This is a genomic window from Leifsonia naganoensis (assembly GCF_013410615.1).
Taxonomy (GTDB): domain Bacteria; phylum Actinomycetota; class Actinomycetes; order Actinomycetales; family Microbacteriaceae; genus Leifsonia; species Leifsonia aquatica.
In genome coordinates this window covers 1,356,810-1,371,359 of record NZ_JACCHJ010000001.1, presented here as the reverse complement: position 1 = coordinate 1,371,359, position 14,550 = coordinate 1,356,810, and the positions used below count along the sequence as shown (strand labels likewise).

The 14,550-nt window shown below is 66.9% G+C and carries 16 protein-coding genes and 1 tRNA gene; 13 read left to right on the top strand and 4 right to left on the bottom strand.

From position 1 onward, the window contains the following. Positions 1–3 precede the first annotated feature (3 nt). Positions 4–417, bottom strand: a complete 414-nt coding sequence (locus HNR14_RS06565) for a cytidine/deoxycytidylate deaminase family protein (RefSeq protein WP_179700404.1) — start codon at positions 415–417, stop codon at positions 4–6. A gap of 120 nt (positions 418–537) precedes the next feature. On the opposite strand from HNR14_RS06565, the gene HNR14_RS06560 reads away from it, so the two are divergent. The 6 genes from HNR14_RS06560 to HNR14_RS06535 all read left to right on the top strand — a co-directional run bounded on the left by HNR14_RS06560 (position 538) and on the right by HNR14_RS06535 (position 6,246). Next, the gene (locus HNR14_RS06560; protein ID WP_021763602.1) at positions 538–1,866 is read left to right on the top strand and encodes an MFS transporter; all 1,329 of its coding nucleotides are present in this window, start codon (positions 538–540) and stop codon (positions 1,864–1,866) included. 163 nt (positions 1,867–2,029) lie between these two features. Beyond that, positions 2,030–3,211 carry an AI-2E family transporter gene (locus tag HNR14_RS06555; protein WP_179700403.1) on the top strand — a complete coding sequence of 394 codons (1,182 nt, stop codon included), beginning with the start codon at positions 2,030–2,032 and terminating at the stop codon, positions 3,209–3,211. Positions 3,212–3,297: 86 nt separating this feature from the next. Beyond that, positions 3,298–3,633 carry a hypothetical protein gene (locus HNR14_RS06550; RefSeq protein ID WP_179700402.1) on the top strand — a complete coding sequence of 112 codons (336 nt, stop codon included), beginning with the start codon at positions 3,298–3,300 and terminating at the stop codon, positions 3,631–3,633. Between the two features lie 114 nt (positions 3,634–3,747). Then, positions 3,748–5,271 (top strand): SulP family inorganic anion transporter, encoded by a 1,524-nt coding sequence (locus tag HNR14_RS06545; RefSeq protein WP_179700401.1) that lies wholly within the window; start codon positions 3,748–3,750, stop codon positions 5,269–5,271. Between the two features lie 120 nt (positions 5,272–5,391). After that, positions 5,392–6,084, top strand: a complete 693-nt coding sequence (locus HNR14_RS06540; RefSeq protein WP_179700400.1) for a DUF2510 domain-containing protein — start codon at positions 5,392–5,394, stop codon at positions 6,082–6,084. A gap of 70 nt (positions 6,085–6,154) precedes the next feature. Then, positions 6,155–6,246: transfer RNA gene (locus HNR14_RS06535), tRNA-Ser, on the top strand. Positions 6,247–8,261: 2,015 nt separating this feature from the next. Here HNR14_RS06535 and HNR14_RS06530 read toward each other — a convergent pair. Then, positions 8,262–8,630, bottom strand: coding sequence for a Pycsar system effector family protein (locus HNR14_RS06530; protein ID WP_246311723.1), 369 nt, complete (start codon positions 8,628–8,630; stop codon positions 8,262–8,264). A 75-nt stretch (positions 8,631–8,705) separates the two neighbouring features. Between HNR14_RS06530 and HNR14_RS06525 the strand changes: the two genes are divergently transcribed. Next, positions 8,706–9,311: a sigma-70 family RNA polymerase sigma factor gene (locus tag HNR14_RS06525; RefSeq protein ID WP_179700398.1), complete on the top strand. Its 606-nt coding sequence runs from the start codon at positions 8,706–8,708 to the stop codon at positions 9,309–9,311. Next, positions 9,308–9,838, top strand: a complete 531-nt coding sequence (locus HNR14_RS06520) for a hypothetical protein (protein ID WP_218874986.1) — start codon at positions 9,308–9,310, stop codon at positions 9,836–9,838. Before HNR14_RS06525 ends, HNR14_RS06520 begins: the two co-directional genes overlap by 4 nt. Here HNR14_RS06520 and HNR14_RS06515 read toward each other — a convergent pair. Continuing rightward, the gene (locus HNR14_RS06515) at positions 9,835–10,353 is read right to left on the bottom strand and encodes a hypothetical protein (RefSeq protein WP_179700396.1); all 519 of its coding nucleotides are present in this window, start codon (positions 10,351–10,353) and stop codon (positions 9,835–9,837) included. The genes HNR14_RS06520 and HNR14_RS06515 overlap by 4 nt on opposite strands. Before the next feature lie 153 nt (positions 10,354–10,506). On the opposite strand from HNR14_RS06515, the gene HNR14_RS06510 reads away from it, so the two are divergent. From HNR14_RS06510 to HNR14_RS06495, 4 genes are all read left to right on the top strand, one after another. Continuing rightward, positions 10,507–11,286 carry a hypothetical protein gene (locus HNR14_RS06510; RefSeq protein ID WP_179700395.1) on the top strand — a complete coding sequence of 260 codons (780 nt, stop codon included), beginning with the start codon at positions 10,507–10,509 and terminating at the stop codon, positions 11,284–11,286. Positions 11,287–11,308: 22 nt separating this feature from the next. Beyond that, positions 11,309–11,998 (top strand): hypothetical protein, encoded by a 690-nt coding sequence (locus HNR14_RS06505; protein WP_179700394.1) that lies wholly within the window; start codon positions 11,309–11,311, stop codon positions 11,996–11,998. A 69-nt stretch (positions 11,999–12,067) separates the two neighbouring features. After that, on the top strand, positions 12,068–12,361 hold the full coding sequence (locus HNR14_RS06500; RefSeq protein ID WP_179700393.1) for a hypothetical protein: 294 nt from the start codon (positions 12,068–12,070) through the stop codon (positions 12,359–12,361). A gap of 243 nt (positions 12,362–12,604) precedes the next feature. Next, complete coding sequence (locus HNR14_RS06495) at positions 12,605–13,027, top strand: hypothetical protein (RefSeq protein WP_179700392.1); 423 nt, start codon at positions 12,605–12,607, stop codon at positions 13,025–13,027. A gap of 278 nt (positions 13,028–13,305) precedes the next feature. On the opposite strand, the gene HNR14_RS06490 is transcribed toward HNR14_RS06495, so the two are convergent. Beyond that, positions 13,306–13,632 (bottom strand): MerR family transcriptional regulator, encoded by a 327-nt coding sequence (locus tag HNR14_RS06490; RefSeq protein WP_179700391.1) that lies wholly within the window; start codon positions 13,630–13,632, stop codon positions 13,306–13,308. A 437-nt stretch (positions 13,633–14,069) separates the two neighbouring features. Here HNR14_RS06490 and HNR14_RS06485 point away from each other — a divergent pair, with 437 nt between their 5' ends. Continuing rightward, positions 14,070–14,498 (top strand): Hsp20/alpha crystallin family protein, encoded by a 429-nt coding sequence (locus HNR14_RS06485; protein WP_179700390.1) that lies wholly within the window; start codon positions 14,070–14,072, stop codon positions 14,496–14,498. The last annotated feature ends 52 nt before the right edge of the window (positions 14,499–14,550 follow it).

The following is a 14,550-nucleotide window of genomic DNA, read 5'->3' as shown; positions in this document are numbered from 1 at the left end:
CGCTCAGTCGTACGAGCGCGCCCGCTTCCAGGGCATCGGCAGGAGGTCGGGAGAGCCGACGGCGACCACGTGGCCGTCATTGTCCACGAGCACGCGCACACCGGGCGCGACGGCGGGGACCAGCTCGCGGCACACACCGCAGGGGTTGATCACGACCGGCACCCCGTCCTCGCCGAGGCCGACGGCGACGATCGTCTCGATCGCCTCCTCACCGGCCGCCTTCGCGTTCGCGACGGCCGTGCTCTCCGCACAGACGCTCACGCGCGGGGAGCGGAGGCTGACGCCGAGGTGCACCGCGCCCGACTTCCCGAGCGCCGCGGCGGCGACCCGCGTAATGGCGGCATCGTGCACGCGGACGAGCAGCGCGGACGCCTCCGCGATGAGTTCCTCGTCCGCAGCCGTGATCATCTGAACCATCGTCGGTCCCTTTCTCTTGAGGTCGTTGTCGCTATACTATAGTTTTGTCAGGCACCTCGACCCCCTCCGTGAACCACCCAACCCGTCCCCCGATCTGCGATGAGCGAAGGAGCTCACAGAATGTTGGAAAACCAGGACACCGCGGCCCCCTCGGCCTCCGCCGTCCCCACCGCGGCGCGGCCGCACACCACCCGGAACCTGTTCGCGCTCAGTGCCGGGCACGCGCTCGAGTGGTTCGACTGGGCGATGTTCGGGCTGCTGTCCGTCTACATCGGCAACGCCTTCTTCCCGGGCTCCAGCCCGGCGGCCTCCACGCTGAACTCGCTCGCCGTGTTCGCCGTCGGGTTCGTCGCGCGGCCCGTCGGCGGCGTCGTCTTCGGCCTGGTCGCCGACCGGATCGGCCGCAAGGTCGTCATGCTCTGGGCCGTCGGCGCGACCGCGCTGGCCAGCCTGATCATCGGCTTCCTCCCGACCCACGAGGTGCTCGGGATCTGGGCCGGCGTCATCGTGCTCGTCCTCCGTCTGGTCCAGGGGTTCTCGACCGGCATCGAGGCGCCGCTCAGCAACGCGTACGGCGTCGAGCTGGTGCCCGACCGCCCCGGCTACGTCGCCGGCTTCATGGCGTTCTTCAACAACCTCGGCAACCTCCTGGCGCCGCTCACCGCGTTCACGGCCAGCGCGCTCCTCGGACCGGCCGGCATGACCGCGTACGGCTGGCGCATCCCCTTCATCCTCGGCGGCCTGCTCGGCTTCATCGTGCTCTGGCTGCGGCGCTCGCTGCCCGAGACCCTGGGCTCCGAGGACGGCGCGGCCGACCCGGGGACGATCGCCACCCGCACGGAGTCGATCCGCGTGTGGCGCGGCGTGAAGCACTACTGGCTCAGCATCGTCGCGGTCGTCTTCGTCGTCGGCGCGATCCAGGCCTACAACTACACCTGGCTGTCGGGCCTGCCCTCGCTCGCGACCGGTTCGTACGGCGAGGACCCGACGAGCGTCTTCGCGGTGAGCACCACCCTCAGCATCATCCTGACGGTCGGCGCGCTCGTGCTCAGCCGCTTCCTGGACAAGTGGGCGCTCTCGCGCTGGTTCGTGCTCGGGCGGGCCCTGGCCATCCCGACGATCTTCCTCGTGCTGATCTACACGGGCAACGGCGTCGGCTCCCTCGCCGGTGTGATGCTCGGCGGCTCGCTCGTGCTGCTGCTCAACCTGACGATCTACAACACCGTCGCCAACTCGCTCATCCCGCAGTACTGCCGCGGCACCGCGGTCGGCATCGGCTACGGCATCGGCGTCGCCCTCTTCGGCGGCACCGCCTCCTACCTGTTCGTCTGGCTGCAGAGCGTCGGCCTCGGCAGCGTGTTCCCGATCTACGTCGCGGTGCTCTGCGCGATCAGCCTGGTGCTGTACCTGCTGGCCAAGCGCCGCCACGGCGTCTTCTACGGCGAGTAGCCGGCGGCTCCATTCGTGCCGAATGTCGCCTTTGGTCCCGCCGAAGTCGACATTCGGCACGAATGTGCGTGCGCATCCCCACCACGGCCCCGCGAAGTCAACGGTTTTACGCGCGGGCGCGGCGCGGAGATGATGAGGTGGTCCCTTCGAAAGGAGACCGCTGATGGAGCTGCGCTGGAATCGTCCGCGACCGGGAGGCGCATCCGCCTCGAGAGCGACCGGTCCGAACTCCACCATCCCGAGCGGCGTGCGGTCGGCGTCGGAATGGTCGTGGCGCCTGCTCGTGATCGTCGGGCTCGCGGCCGTGGTGATCTACCTGGTGATGGTGTTCCAGGAGATCGTCATCCCGCTGCTCGTCGCCCTCCTGGTGTCGGCGCTGCTGCAGCCGGTCGTCGCCTCCCTGGTCCGCCGCCACTGGCCGAAATGGCTGGCGATCCTGCTGACCCTCGTCGCGTTCGCGGCGGTACTCGGCGCGCTCGTGCTGCTCGTGGTGTGGCAGGTGCGGGCGGGACTCCCGCAACTGGAGCGCGAGTCGGTCGCCGCGTACGACCGGGTGCGCGACCTGCTGCGTCAGCCGCCGTGGAGCGTGAGCGACGCCCAGCTCGCCGGCTACATCTCCAGCGCGGGCGACCTGATCACGAAGGACAGCGGCCAGATCATCGGTGGGGCGGTGCGCGTCGGGTCGACCACCGGCCACCTCCTCGCCGGCGCGCTCATCGCGGTGTTCGCCACGATCTTCATGCTCATCGACGGCGGCGGCATCTGGCGCTGGATCACGCGCCTCTTCCCGCGCAGCGGACGCCCGGCGATCTCCGCCGCGGGTGACGCGGGCTGGACCACGCTGTCGAGCTTCGTGCGCGTGCAGATCCTGGTCGCGCTGGTCAACGGCGTCGGGATCGGGCTGGTGGCGTTCTTCCTCGGGCTGCCGCTGGCCATCCCGATCGGCGTCGTCGTGCTGCTCGCCTCCTTCATCCCGGTGATCGGCGCCATCGTGTCGGGCATCATCGCCGTCGTGATCGCGCTCGTCTTCGCCGGTCCGGTGCAGGCGATCATCATGCTGGCCGGAGTGCTGCTGGTGCACCTGCTCGAGGCGCACGTGATGCAGCCGCTGCTGGTCGGGGGAGCGGTGAAGGTGCATCCGCTCGCCGTGGTCGTGGGCGTCGCCGCGGGCACCGGCATCGCGGGCATCCCGGGCGCGCTGTTCGCCGTGCCGCTCATCGCGGTCGCGAACGCGATGGTCACCGCGATGCTGCGCACGGTGCACGGCGCCCCGCCGGCCAACGACCCCGGCCCCGAGCCGGTCGCGGTCGCGGATCCGGCCGCGCCCCTGGCCCCCGAGACGTGAGTCGTTGCGGGTGCGGGAGGCCCCGCACCCGCAACAAGTCACGTCTCGCGGGGGTCTCTCCCCAGGCCGCGGGCTAGGTTCGGAGCATGGACTCCGCACCCGAGCGCTACTGCCCGAGCCGCAACGGCGGGCGGCACTGCACCCGGCCGCTCGGGCATCCCGGGCTGCACCGGCGCGGCGCGCTGCTCTGGTCGGATGCGTCGGCCGACGCGCCCCGCTGCCCCGGCTCGGGGGAGCCCGGGACGCCCGCGCGCGAGCTCGCCGACGGGTACCCGGGAGGCCGCGCCCTCTGCGACCGCTGCCTGCGGTTCATCGCCCTCGACGGCACCGGCCGGCTCGTCGAGCACGACACCACCGACGCGGCCGAGACGGATGCGGAGATCGCAAGCCGGCGGGAGTGGTTCAACACGATCGGGTGGTGACGCGGCCGGTAGGGTGATCAGGTCCGCCTCCCGGTGCGGGCGCCTCCCTCCCGCTGCCGAAAGGACTGCCGCGCGGTCGTGCGCGGTGGTGCGCGGACGCCGGCGCACGATCCGATGCCTCTCGCCCCCTCCGCGCCTCCCTCCGCCGCGTTCCGCCTCCCGAACGGGCAGGTGCCGGTGCGCGCCGTGCTGAAGCGTCCGCGCCTGTTCGCCACCGAGGTGCTGGCCGGGATGGTGACGACGCTCGCGCTCATCCCCGAGGTGATCTCGTTCTCCCTCATCTCGGGAGTCGGGCCGGACGTGGCGCTCATCTCGTCCGTCGTGCTCGCGATCGCGATGTCGTTCCTCGGCGGCCGCCCCGCGATGGTGACCGCGGCGGCGGGTTCGGTCGCGCTCGTCCTCGCGCCGATGGTGCAGGCGCACGGCACCGCGTACGTGCTGCCGACGGTGCTGCTGGCGGGCATCATCCAGGTCGTCTTCGGGGCGGCGGGGCTCGCGAAGCTCGTCCGCTACATCCCGCGCTCGGTGATGGTCGGGTTCGTGAACGCGCTCGGCGTGCTGATCTTCGTCGCGCAGCTGTCGCATGTGATCGACGTGCCGTGGCAGGTGTACCCGCTGTTCGCGGCGACCGTGCTGATCGTGCTGTTCCTCCCGCGCCTGACCAAGGCCGTGCCCGCCCCACTGGTCGCGATCGTCGTGGTGACACTCGCGACGTTCGCCCTCGGCCTGCCCGTCCCGACCGTCGCGGACGAGGGGAGCGTCAGCGGCGTGCTGCCCGGCCTGACCCCGTGGACCGTGCCGTTCGACCTCCAGACGCTGCAGATCATCGCCCCCACCGCGCTCGCCGCCGCCCTCGTCGGCCTGCTCGAGTCGCTGCTGACCGCGAAGCTCGTCGACGAGCTGACCGACAGCCGCTCTGCGAAGGGCCGCGAGTCGTGGGGGCTCGGCATCGCGAACATCCTCGCGGGCTTCTGGGGCGGCGTCGCGGGATGCGCCATGATCGGCCAGACCGTCGTCAACGTGCAGATCGGGCGAGCCCGCACCCGTCTCTCCACGCTCGTCGCCGGGCTCTTCCTGCTGCTGCTCGTCGGCGTGCTCTCCCCGGTGATGGCGGCGATCCCGATGGCGGCGCTCGCCGCGGTCATGATGATCGTCGCGCTGCAGACCGTCGACTGGCACAGCGTGCGCCCCTCCACCCTGCGCCGGATGCCCGTGCCCGAGACCCTCGTGATGCTCACGACCGTCGCCGTCACCGTCGCGACCGGCAACCTCGCGATCGGCGTCGGGGTCGGCGTGCTGCTGGCCCTGGTGCTCTTCGCCCGCCGGATCGCGCACGTCGTGCGGGTCTCCCGCGAGGTGTCGGAGGACGGAGCCGTCGCCCACTACCGCGTGCACGGCCCGCTCTTCTTCGCCTCCAGCAACGACCTCGTCGACCAGTTCTCGTACGCAGACGACCCCGCCCGCGTCGTCGTGGACCTCAGCGCCTCCCACGTCTGGGACGCCTCCAGCGTCGCCGCCCTCGACGCCGTCGAGACCAAGTACGCCGCCCACGGAGCAGAGGTGGAGCTCGTGGGGTTGGATGAGCGCAGCGAGGCGTTCCACGGGCGACTGTCTGAACGCGTGGTCCGCGAGACGTGACTTCTTGCGGGTGCGGCGGCCTCCCGACCCGCAAGAAGTCACGGCTCGCGAGCGGTCATAGGTTCGCGCGGTAAGGTCGCGGGTGCGGCCGGAGCAGGCCGCGGGATGGAGGCGCGCACGATGACCGACGCGAATGGGACTCCCGGCGGGGTCGCCCCCGGCTGGTACGCCGACCCGTACGGCGCCGCGCCGCAGCGCTGGTGGGACGGCACGCAGTGGACCGGGCACGTCTCGCAGCCCGCGGTGCCGCAACCGGCAGCCACGCAGCCGCAGTACGCCCAGGTTCCCCAGTACCCGCAGCCGGTGGCCGTGCGCCCCGCCCGCCCCGAGCTGAACCCCGCGACGCCCGTCGGGACCGTGTGGATCTGGCTGGTCGCCCTCCTGCCGCTGCTGACCATCGCGCTGCTTCCGACGCTCCAGGTCCACCTCCCGGCGATCGACCTCAACGACCCCACGCCGACCATCCCCGACCCGCTCGCCCTCATCGGCGGACCCTGGTACTTCGTGCTGATGGGCGTCAGCTGGCTGTCGTACGCCGCGCTGGTGGTCTTCAGCTGGCTCGACTACCGCGAGCTCACGCGCCGCGGCGTCGTCCGTCCGTTCCACTGGGCCTGGTCGTTCCTCAGCCCGCTCGTCTACGTCATCGGCCGCACCGTGATCGTTCGCTCCGTCGCGAACCGCCGCGGCATGGCGCCGATGTGGGGAGCGATCGCCGTCATCGCCGTGTCGTTCATCGTGTCGACGATCTGGACGATCACCCTCACGACCAGCATCTTCGACCAGATCTCCCGGATGGCCTACACCGGAGCCTGAGAGTCCCGTGTCCCAGACGGCCGCCCGCGTCCGTTATGATGGCTGACGTGCGCCTGCTCGCAGGCGCCGAGGAGACGTCGCATAGTTCGGCCTAGTGCACCACCCTGCTAAGGTGGAGTCCCCGTAAGGGGACCGAGGGTTCAAATCCCTCCGTCTCCGCCAGAGGGCCTATCTAAGGTCATCACGAAATTGATCTCAGGTTCGGTTCCAAAAGAGAACGGCTCCGCGTTTGCGGAGCCGTTTCGTCGTTCTTGCTGCTGTTCCTGATGCTCATCGCTTCTCGGAGCACCGATTTCCGGCCGATGAGACCTCGGGTTGACTGTTTTCGGGCAGGCTGGCGCCGACTCGCTGCAGTCGTGGGCGATCTTCGACATCGCGGGCACGACAAGTAGCGCCCCGGGACGGGGCGCGATCAGTCGCGCGATGTGCTTCGCTGAATTGGGAAGAATGTCTGAGTATGGATCCGCAGGACGCGGCGGGCCTAACCCTTAGCGTCTACAACTGGTACCTAGATGAAGACAAGTTTTCGACGAAGACCTACCACGTGCCTCTTTCAGATTTCACGTACACGAATCAGATTTGGAAGAACATGCAGGGTCACTTCACGGCGCTCAATGCCCCAAGCCTCGAACCACACCAAGGCGGTCGGACGGTACGAGCGGATCGGTGCGTGCAGGCACACCGTCCAGCACGGTTGCTCACAACACAAACTACGGTCGCAGACGTTTCTTCTAGCCAACGAAGGTTGGGGCGGATGCGTGACTGCAGTTCGTGAGTATCGGAGGAAAAAGTTGAACCTCATTTCGAGGCTACGCAGTACGCCCGTTGCGGTACGGGTGGCCAGCTTGCTTGTTAGTGCCCGCTTTGCGGTGTCCGTCGTGGCACTGCTCGTTGGTGTTGTAGTCCAGGGAGTGGCGGGTCCGTCCGACTTGAGAGACCCGCGGACCGGACATGTGCCTTCTGTCGCGGTGACCGTCGTCATTCTCATCGTCCAGTTTGCTGGTGTGCTTATTTGGTTGTTGCTTCCGGTGATTCTCCTTGTTCCTGTGAGCCGGGGTTACCGCTGGGGTCGCTGGGTGCTCTCGGGCATAGCCGCCGTGAATCTCTTGTTTTCGCTGTCGAGTGTGCAGACAGCATTGGTGTGGATCCCGTCGACGATGTTGCTCGTGGGGGCCGCGCTACTATGGGCCCCGAGCTCGAGACGGTTTTTCGCCAACGCACCCGAATGAAGAGGGCTCGATCGATTGCGGCGGTTACGCGTCTGACAAGACCTCAAGGCCGTACAGGCCGATGCCCGTAGTTTCTCGCCGTAAACGCCGATCGCTGTAGGGTCCGGGCGCGCGTGCCTTGGCCGGCAAACGGGCGACTAAGCTCCGCGGCCCGGCGGCCTTGGGGGATTTTCTTCCGGGTGTCAGGGGATTCTCGAAATTCGTGCCCGCGCCACACCTGTTACCGGGGGAACCTTAGATAGGCCCGCCATTAAATATGCTGGTCAGGACAGTTTTTTTGGTTCCGTGTGGCCCGTATCCCCATAAACCCCCCTCCACGGTCTGCGCCGTTTCCCCAGTGTTTCATTGGAAAGACGGCGGGCATCAACCCCCACAACTCGATGAGGCCTATTCAACGAGCCTTCGTTGATGGCATCGAGCAGGCGGCGAAGCGCACGTGTGTCGACACCACTTCCACTGTCCTTGGACGAAGGCTGCTCATTCAAACGTGTTCTTTCCGACGAGGCTCGTGGCCGGCAGCGCGGCGGCCGCTCAGCTCAGCCGATCGGGGCGGCTCCGCCCGGCCCGGGAGACCGTGATCGCCGCCGCGCGCGAACTCGCCGGCCGCTGCAGGTCCACCGGTGAATGGTCACGAATGCGGTGCGTGTCCGAGTTGAGAAGCCATGCGTGTCCACCACCTGCACAGGGATCGGTTGTACCACGGTCATGGCCTCTTTCGCGGCGAGAATAGATCCCGCCACCTCCTTCGTGACGGCCACAAGTGCCCCGACGGCGAATGGGCTAACCCAGTCGTCTGGGCTTTGCCGATCGTCCCCCTCAGCTCGGTGCTCGTCCCAGTGACCGCGGGCTAGTCGAGCTATATGGAGGCTCGCCAACTCCACCGTGACACCAGGCAACAACACCGGGTCAGGGGAGCGTTATCCCCTGACCGGCGCTGCGTCAGCTTGCTCAAAATCGGGTGAGGATGGCGTAAAGCACCAGCATCCCGCCGGCCAACAGGGTGAGCCAGATCGACCAGCCGACGTAGCGGTGTTTCCGCCAGGCGATCTCAGCGGTCACCACAATCTGCCGGGACAGCTGGGGAAGGATGTCTTTCTCCTCCAACGCGGCGGCTAGCGCGATCGGGCTCCAGTGCCTGGCGTGCCCGAAGTAGATGAATCCGTCAGGCCACGCGGTGATCGACGACCGCCGCAAAAGGCTGGGCGCGACCCCGACGCTGGCCAGAACGATCGCCGCCGCAAGAAGGACCGCAGCGAGCACGAACGTGTCGATGAGGTACCAGTGGTCGAAGTGGATGAACACCCGATTCGTGGACATCAGCACGCCCGCCAGGGTGAACCGTGTCGTCTGCGGCGCGTGTTAGTCTCACCTGGTTCGTGAACGGGGGCCGGTGTGAGCATCGCGGGGGAGGTGTCCGACTCGGCACTGTGGTTGGAAGCCTCCACAGGAACGGAACGCTCCTTCGCCATCCTCTTCGACCGATACCGGACGCGTGTCTTCCGGAAGGCGTATGCACAGGTACGCAACGTCGCAGACGCCGAAGACGTGGTCGCGCTCGTCTTCCTCGAGGCATGGCGCAACCGAGCCAAAGTTCGCATCGTCGACGGGTCCCTCCTCCCCTGGCTGCTGACCGTGACCAACTACGTCCTGCTCAACCAGAACCGGACCGCTCGGCGGTACAGTCGTCTCCTCGCCGCCATGCCTGCGCCGGAGCAGGAGCCAGACCATGCAGACGAGGTCGTCGAACGTCTCGATCGCGACGCGCAGCTGGTCGCCATCCGCAGCGTGATGGGAAAGCTGAGCACCCAAGAGCAGGCGATCATCGACCTTTGCCTTGTGGAGGAGCTGCCAGTCGCAACTGCGGCAGCTGTTCTGGACATTCCCGTAGGCACGGTGAAATCGAAACTGCACCGCGCCAAGGAGAAGGTCCGCAAGCGGCTTCCAACGGACGTCCCAGCGAACGAGTTCGCTGCTCGACTGGACGGAGCACAAACGTGACCCCGACGTACGATCGCGACGACATGCCCGAGATGACCGAGCGTCGCACCGATGCGATCCGTGACGCCCTCATGACGCAGCTCCGAACCGACGCTGAGCAGCGCCGCCAGCGCATCCGCCGCCGCTTCGCGCTGTGGGGAGGGATAGGAATCCTCGCCATCGGAGGCGTAGCCACCGCGGCCACAGCGGTGGTCTCTGCGCAGCAGGTCACCAACAAAGACGGCGTGTACTGCTTCGCGTCCGCGGAACGCGGCGCCAACGGCCAGTACGACATGTCCGGCGCCACCATGTACGACCCCGAAAGCGGCGGCGGAAGGGTCGAGAACGCGCTCGAGCTCTGCCGAACGATGTGGAGGCAGGGAGTGTTCAACGAAGACCACGACCCGCTCTCTGCGACCGGTGCACCGGGCAAAGTGCCGGGGCAGTTGCAGGTGTGCGTCATGGATGATGGGACAGCAGCCGTGGTTCCGGGGCGACCCGGCGTCTGCCAGGCGGTGGGGCTGGCCCCGGAAAAACCTACCGGCTAGCCGACGGTGCCCGCCGGACGAAAAACCAGCGACTTCGTCCGATCGTTGAACGAAGGAAGGCTCGAGCAGCTCGGCGTGCAGTTATAGCGCTGACCGGCGTACGAGGTCGAGTCATACAACGTCACCCAGCAGGACGAGTACGCCTTCGCGCTGCTGATCGTGCCCTGCCAGTCGGACGAGAGACTCGGGAAGCCATAGGTTGAGCCGGCACACGAGCCTGAGCCGTAGAAGGTGTAGCTGCCACCGCTGTAGTTGTCGTCCTTATACACGGTTCCGATCAGCACCGACGCAGCGGACGAACGAGCGCCAGTATTCGGAGCGAGCAACGCTTCGATGTAGCTGTCGACCTCCTTCTGGCTGTCGAAGCAGGCCGGCGATGGCGGGGCCGCAGCGGACCCGATGGGCTGGATGCGCGTCGCGCAGTATTCGCCGTCATGGGAAGCGCTGAATTCAGCGGTGCCGAGCGGACTCGCGACCAGGATAGCCGCAGCGGACAGGGAGAGAACAAGACGCATGCCTTCACCTCGCGTGACGTGAGGCCGGAGTACCGGCCGAGATGTATCTCCGCGGATGCAGAGACTCACACTCGATATGTCCGTCATTCGCGGTGCGGTTCCCCGATAGTCGTGGCGATGGAACCCCGGAACGTGAGCCGGACATCCCCTTGTATGCGCGGAAAGACGGCGCGATCTGGCAAGAAGAGGGGGAACAGGGATGACACGATCAACGAGCAACCCGACATTGGGGGAAATCAGGTGAGGGGCGTCATCAGGACGGTGACTGGGATCCTCGCCGCCGGCATCGTGGTCGTCGGCGCGGTCGCAGCCGCAGCTCCGGCGACTGCGGACGACTCCGTGGACCAGCGACAGTACAGCTGGTACATCGACAACGGCGTGACGCCCGAAACAGCAAACGCCCTCATCGCGAAGTTCAACAGCGGGACGCTCTTGGATTCCATGAACGGGAGCGAGCCCGTTCGGGTTCAGAGAGCGAACGAGGCTGGGTGGATCGTTACCCGTGCGTGGTTCGAAGATGGATCGCTGTCCGTGTCGAAACTCGAAACGCCCGAGGCGTCACGGGCAAGACCTGCGGGGCAGATCGGCACACGCTCGGTCGGGAACTGCAGCCGGGTTGTAGGCGGCTCGGGCTTCGCCAACTACTACGACTGCGCGGCGTCGGGCTCGAACGGTGTCTACCTCGAAATCGGATTCCGTGCGGACTACACGCGAGTGACGAACGGCACCGGTGTGATCAACCGCGTCGGTTCGCCCTATCAGTACGCGGCCGGCGGTACGGCTTCAACGCCGGTGCTCACCATCACGAAAGCGAGCGGCGCGCCGGCTACCGCACAGGCCGTCAGCCAGTATTCGAGCACTGCGACGTCGTTCACTGCTCGCCTGTACCTGAACGTAAACGGGTCCAGCGCGTGGACTACTCAGAGCTTCTAACGAAGGGCAGAATCAAATGGTAATGCGTAAGACACTTGCTGGCGTCTCGGCGGCGCTGATCGCGGCAACGCTATCCGTCGCGACAATCACTCCGGCCCTCGCTGACACCCCGGAGAGCCAGGACTGGAGCCAGCAGCGTGAGTGGTTCTCCGACTACGGAGTCTCAGCGGCACACCAAAACACGCTGATCGAGACTCTCGACGCGGGGGGAGTCATCGATTCGATGCGATCCGGTGCAGTACCGATCGATGAGAAGGTCATCGAGAGTGCGGAAGCGACGACAACAATCACCACCTTCGCGGACTTCTCGGTCAGCGTTGGCACCGTGCAAAAGCCGACCGAGAACCCCGGCAAAGCGATTCAGCCGCGCGCCATCGCTGGATGCTCCACGTACAGCAGTGGAGGCGCCGTCTCCTACCAGAACTGCCAGATCAGCCAGAGCAATGGCACTGTCACGATGAAGTTCAAAGCCGACTACTCCCGCTGGGCCAGCGGTGCGTCGATCTCGAACTGGCGTGAGGCGAACGCGGTCGTGAACTACGGCAGCGCCACCACTCCCGATTGGTCGTTCATCAGGAGCACTGCCACCGTTACGACCCCGGCTACGGTGACCGCCCACTCGCGGTACACGTCCTACAACGGCGCTGGCAGCGAAGAGCTCTACCTTTCTCTGCGCGTCTCGTCGACGCAGGCGTGGACCACGACCTACTAGACCCCGGCTGGGGCGTCAGGACGGATACGCTCCCGACGCCCCAGCGGCTCAACAGCGCTCGGAGGGAAGATGACCGCACAAAGCAACACCAGCCACGTCGACGCCGCCAGCGTCCTCAGTCTCGTGATGGCCGCCGCCGCCGCCATCAGCTTCGGCTTCCCTCCGATCGCGATCGTGCTCGCCGCTGCGGCCGTGAGCTTTGCGGTCGCGTCGCGGCGGCGTCTGCAGCGAGATCGCGAGCTGCGTGGGGGCCGACTCTCACTCATCGGCTTCATCGTCGGCCTTGCCGTTTTGCTCCTCGAGCTCACTCCGATCGCCATCAACTACGGTCTGGTCTTGGTCGGCGCCGTCGTGCATCGCTAGGGGCACCGCAGCCCGACCGGCGAACCCGAGCGCGTTGCCGCGGGATCCGCCGGGGCCGTGACGACATGCCGGAAGACCACGGAGGCCTCACGTCACGGTCGATAGGCTACCGGCCGTGAGGGTCAGGTTTTCTGCGGTGGCTGCTGGAGCCGCCGGGGGCGCTCTCTTGCTGGCACTAGCGGGCACCCGCCCTCTGTCTTCGCCTATCGAATGACCGTGGGCCCATGCTCCAGTCGCGCACGCATGATCGCGCTCTACGCTTTCGAGTTCCGGTCGCGGCCTCGATGGATTGCGGCCGGTGTGTTGGCCTGTCTGATGCTTGTGGCTGCGGTTGTGATGCTGATCGCGGGAGGCCCGCTTGCGTGGCAGTGGTGTCTCCTCTGGATCGGAGGATGCTTGTGGTCGCTGGTGCCTTTCGGAACTCAGATGATGCGCAATATCCGTGCGGCGGGCCGCAGAGATCGGGTGGGTGACATCCTGGAGAGCGCCTTCGACGATCGCGCGATGTGGATTCGAAACGGTGAGCGTCTGACCCGGCTTCCGTTCGATGAATACTCACTCTCTGGTCGTTCGAAGCGATTCGGGTATCTGGCTGCGAGCGAACGCGGAAGGATGGGCGTTGTTCTTCCCGTCGAGTTGTTCCCGCAATCTCCCGGGGTGAAGTGAGCCGACGGTGTGAACTGGTACCCGAGCTTTCGTGTCGATGAACAGTACGTCTATTGGCCAGCGCCGGAGCGGACGACCATATTCCGTGGCCCGGCGCCCTGGAGGGGATCTTCTTCCGGGGCTCAGGGGATTCTCGAAATCCGTGCCTCGCGCCAGCACTGGTATCTGGGGCACCTTAGATAGGCCCGCCGGAGAAACCCCCGGAATCGCAGTGATTTCGGGGGTTTTCGTCGTTTCGGCCCGGGCGCGGGATCCTGTCGAGGCGGCTACTCCAGGATTCAGACGGAACCGGGAGCTCCGCCCAGAGCGTCGCCGACGGCGGTCTCCCGCGCCTCCGCCAGATCCCGCCGCAGCGCCTCGTTCTGGTCCTCCAGATCGATCACCCGGCCGATGCCGGACAGGTGCAGCCCGTCGGCCTGGAGGTCGGCGATGCGGCGCATCCGTTCGACGTCGTCGGCGCTGTAGCGGCGTGTGCCGCCAGCGGTGCGGGCCGGGGTGAGCAGCCCCTTCTGCTCGTAGAGGCGGAGCGTCGCCGGCGCCAGACCGAGGAGTTCGGCGGCGATGGCCATGCTGTAGACCGGGCGAGCCGCGGGCGGTGTGTTCATCGCAGAAAGTCTGCAGAACAGGGTTGCGTCCTGTCAATGATTGATGTAGAAAATCTATATCAACTGATCCACATCTTGTCGGAGATGGAGGTGATGAGCCGTGACCGTGGCGGACAGTGTTGATCAGGTGTCGGCCGAGTTCGCCGACATCGTCTGCTCCGATCCGGAGTGGGTCGCTGCCGAGTTCGAGCAGATCGTCGCCGGACTGTGGGACGAACCGGTCCCCCCTCGCACTGCGGCATCCGGATCCCGGTCGGCGAGTGGGCCGGCGAGCGGGGATGCGCGTCGAAGCAGCGGGGCATCGAGGTTCCTGTGGCGGGTCGACGTGCTCGCGACCATCCGCTCCCCACCGCGGAAAGCAGTGCGGTAGTGAAGGAGTGAAGCAGTACGCAGTTCGGGCGGCGGGATGCCGCCCCTATCGGAAGGAGAATCTCACCATGTCGATGTCATTCGATCCTTTCAGCCAGCTGGACCGCATCGCCCAGAGCGTGTTCGACACCAGCCGGCAGCCGCGCCTGATGCCGGTGGACCTGTTCCGCGAGGGCGATCGGTACGTGCTGAACGCCGACCTCCCCGGCGTCGACCCGGGCTCGGTCGATATCGATGTCGACGGCCACCTGCTGACCATCCGCGCCCAGCGCTCCGCGGGCAACCGGGAGAACTTCCGGTGGCTCGCCCAGGAGCGCCCGTTCGGCTCGTACCAGCGGCAGTTCACCATCGGTGACGACGTGGATGCGGAGGCCATCAGCGCCAGCTACGACAACGGTGTGCTCAGCGTCGTCATCCCGATCGCGGAGCGTGCCAAGCCGCGTAAGATCCAGGTCGAGTCCGCGGCCGAGAACGGCCGGAAGGCCGTGGCCGCCTGACCATCGCGCGGAGCGCTTCTCAACAGAAATGACGGCGCACCCGGGGCATCCC

Coding starts and splice junctions, on each gene's coding strand:
- HNR14_RS06540 (WP_179700400.1), top strand. CDS start 5,392: ATGACCGACGCGAATGGGACTCCCGGCGGGGTCGCCCCCGGCTGGTAC.
- HNR14_RS06510 (WP_179700395.1), top strand. CDS start 10,507: ATGCGCGGAAAGACGGCGCGATCTGGCAAGAAGAGGGGGAACAGGGAT.
- HNR14_RS06555 (WP_179700403.1), top strand. CDS start 2,030: ATGGAGCTGCGCTGGAATCGTCCGCGACCGGGAGGCGCATCCGCCTCG.
- HNR14_RS06545 (WP_179700401.1), top strand. CDS start 3,748: ATGCCTCTCGCCCCCTCCGCGCCTCCCTCCGCCGCGTTCCGCCTCCCG.
- HNR14_RS06495 (WP_179700392.1), top strand. CDS start 12,605: ATGATCGCGCTCTACGCTTTCGAGTTCCGGTCGCGGCCTCGATGGATT.
- HNR14_RS06550 (WP_179700402.1), top strand. CDS start 3,298: ATGGACTCCGCACCCGAGCGCTACTGCCCGAGCCGCAACGGCGGGCGG.
- HNR14_RS06565 (WP_179700404.1), bottom strand. CDS start 417: ATGGTTCAGATGATCACGGCTGCGGACGAGGAACTCATCGCGGAGGCG.
- HNR14_RS06505 (WP_179700394.1), top strand. CDS start 11,309: ATGCGTAAGACACTTGCTGGCGTCTCGGCGGCGCTGATCGCGGCAACG.
- HNR14_RS06485 (WP_179700390.1), top strand. CDS start 14,070: ATGTCGATGTCATTCGATCCTTTCAGCCAGCTGGACCGCATCGCCCAG.
- HNR14_RS06560 (WP_021763602.1), top strand. CDS start 538: ATGTTGGAAAACCAGGACACCGCGGCCCCCTCGGCCTCCGCCGTCCCC.
- HNR14_RS06490 (WP_179700391.1), bottom strand. CDS start 13,632: ATGAACACACCGCCCGCGGCTCGCCCGGTCTACAGCATGGCCATCGCC.
- HNR14_RS06530 (WP_246311723.1), bottom strand. CDS start 8,630: ATGTCCACGAATCGGGTGTTCATCCACTTCGACCACTGGTACCTCATC.
- HNR14_RS06500 (WP_179700393.1), top strand. CDS start 12,068: ATGACCGCACAAAGCAACACCAGCCACGTCGACGCCGCCAGCGTCCTC.
- HNR14_RS06515 (WP_179700396.1), bottom strand. CDS start 10,353: ATGCGTCTTGTTCTCTCCCTGTCCGCTGCGGCTATCCTGGTCGCGAGT.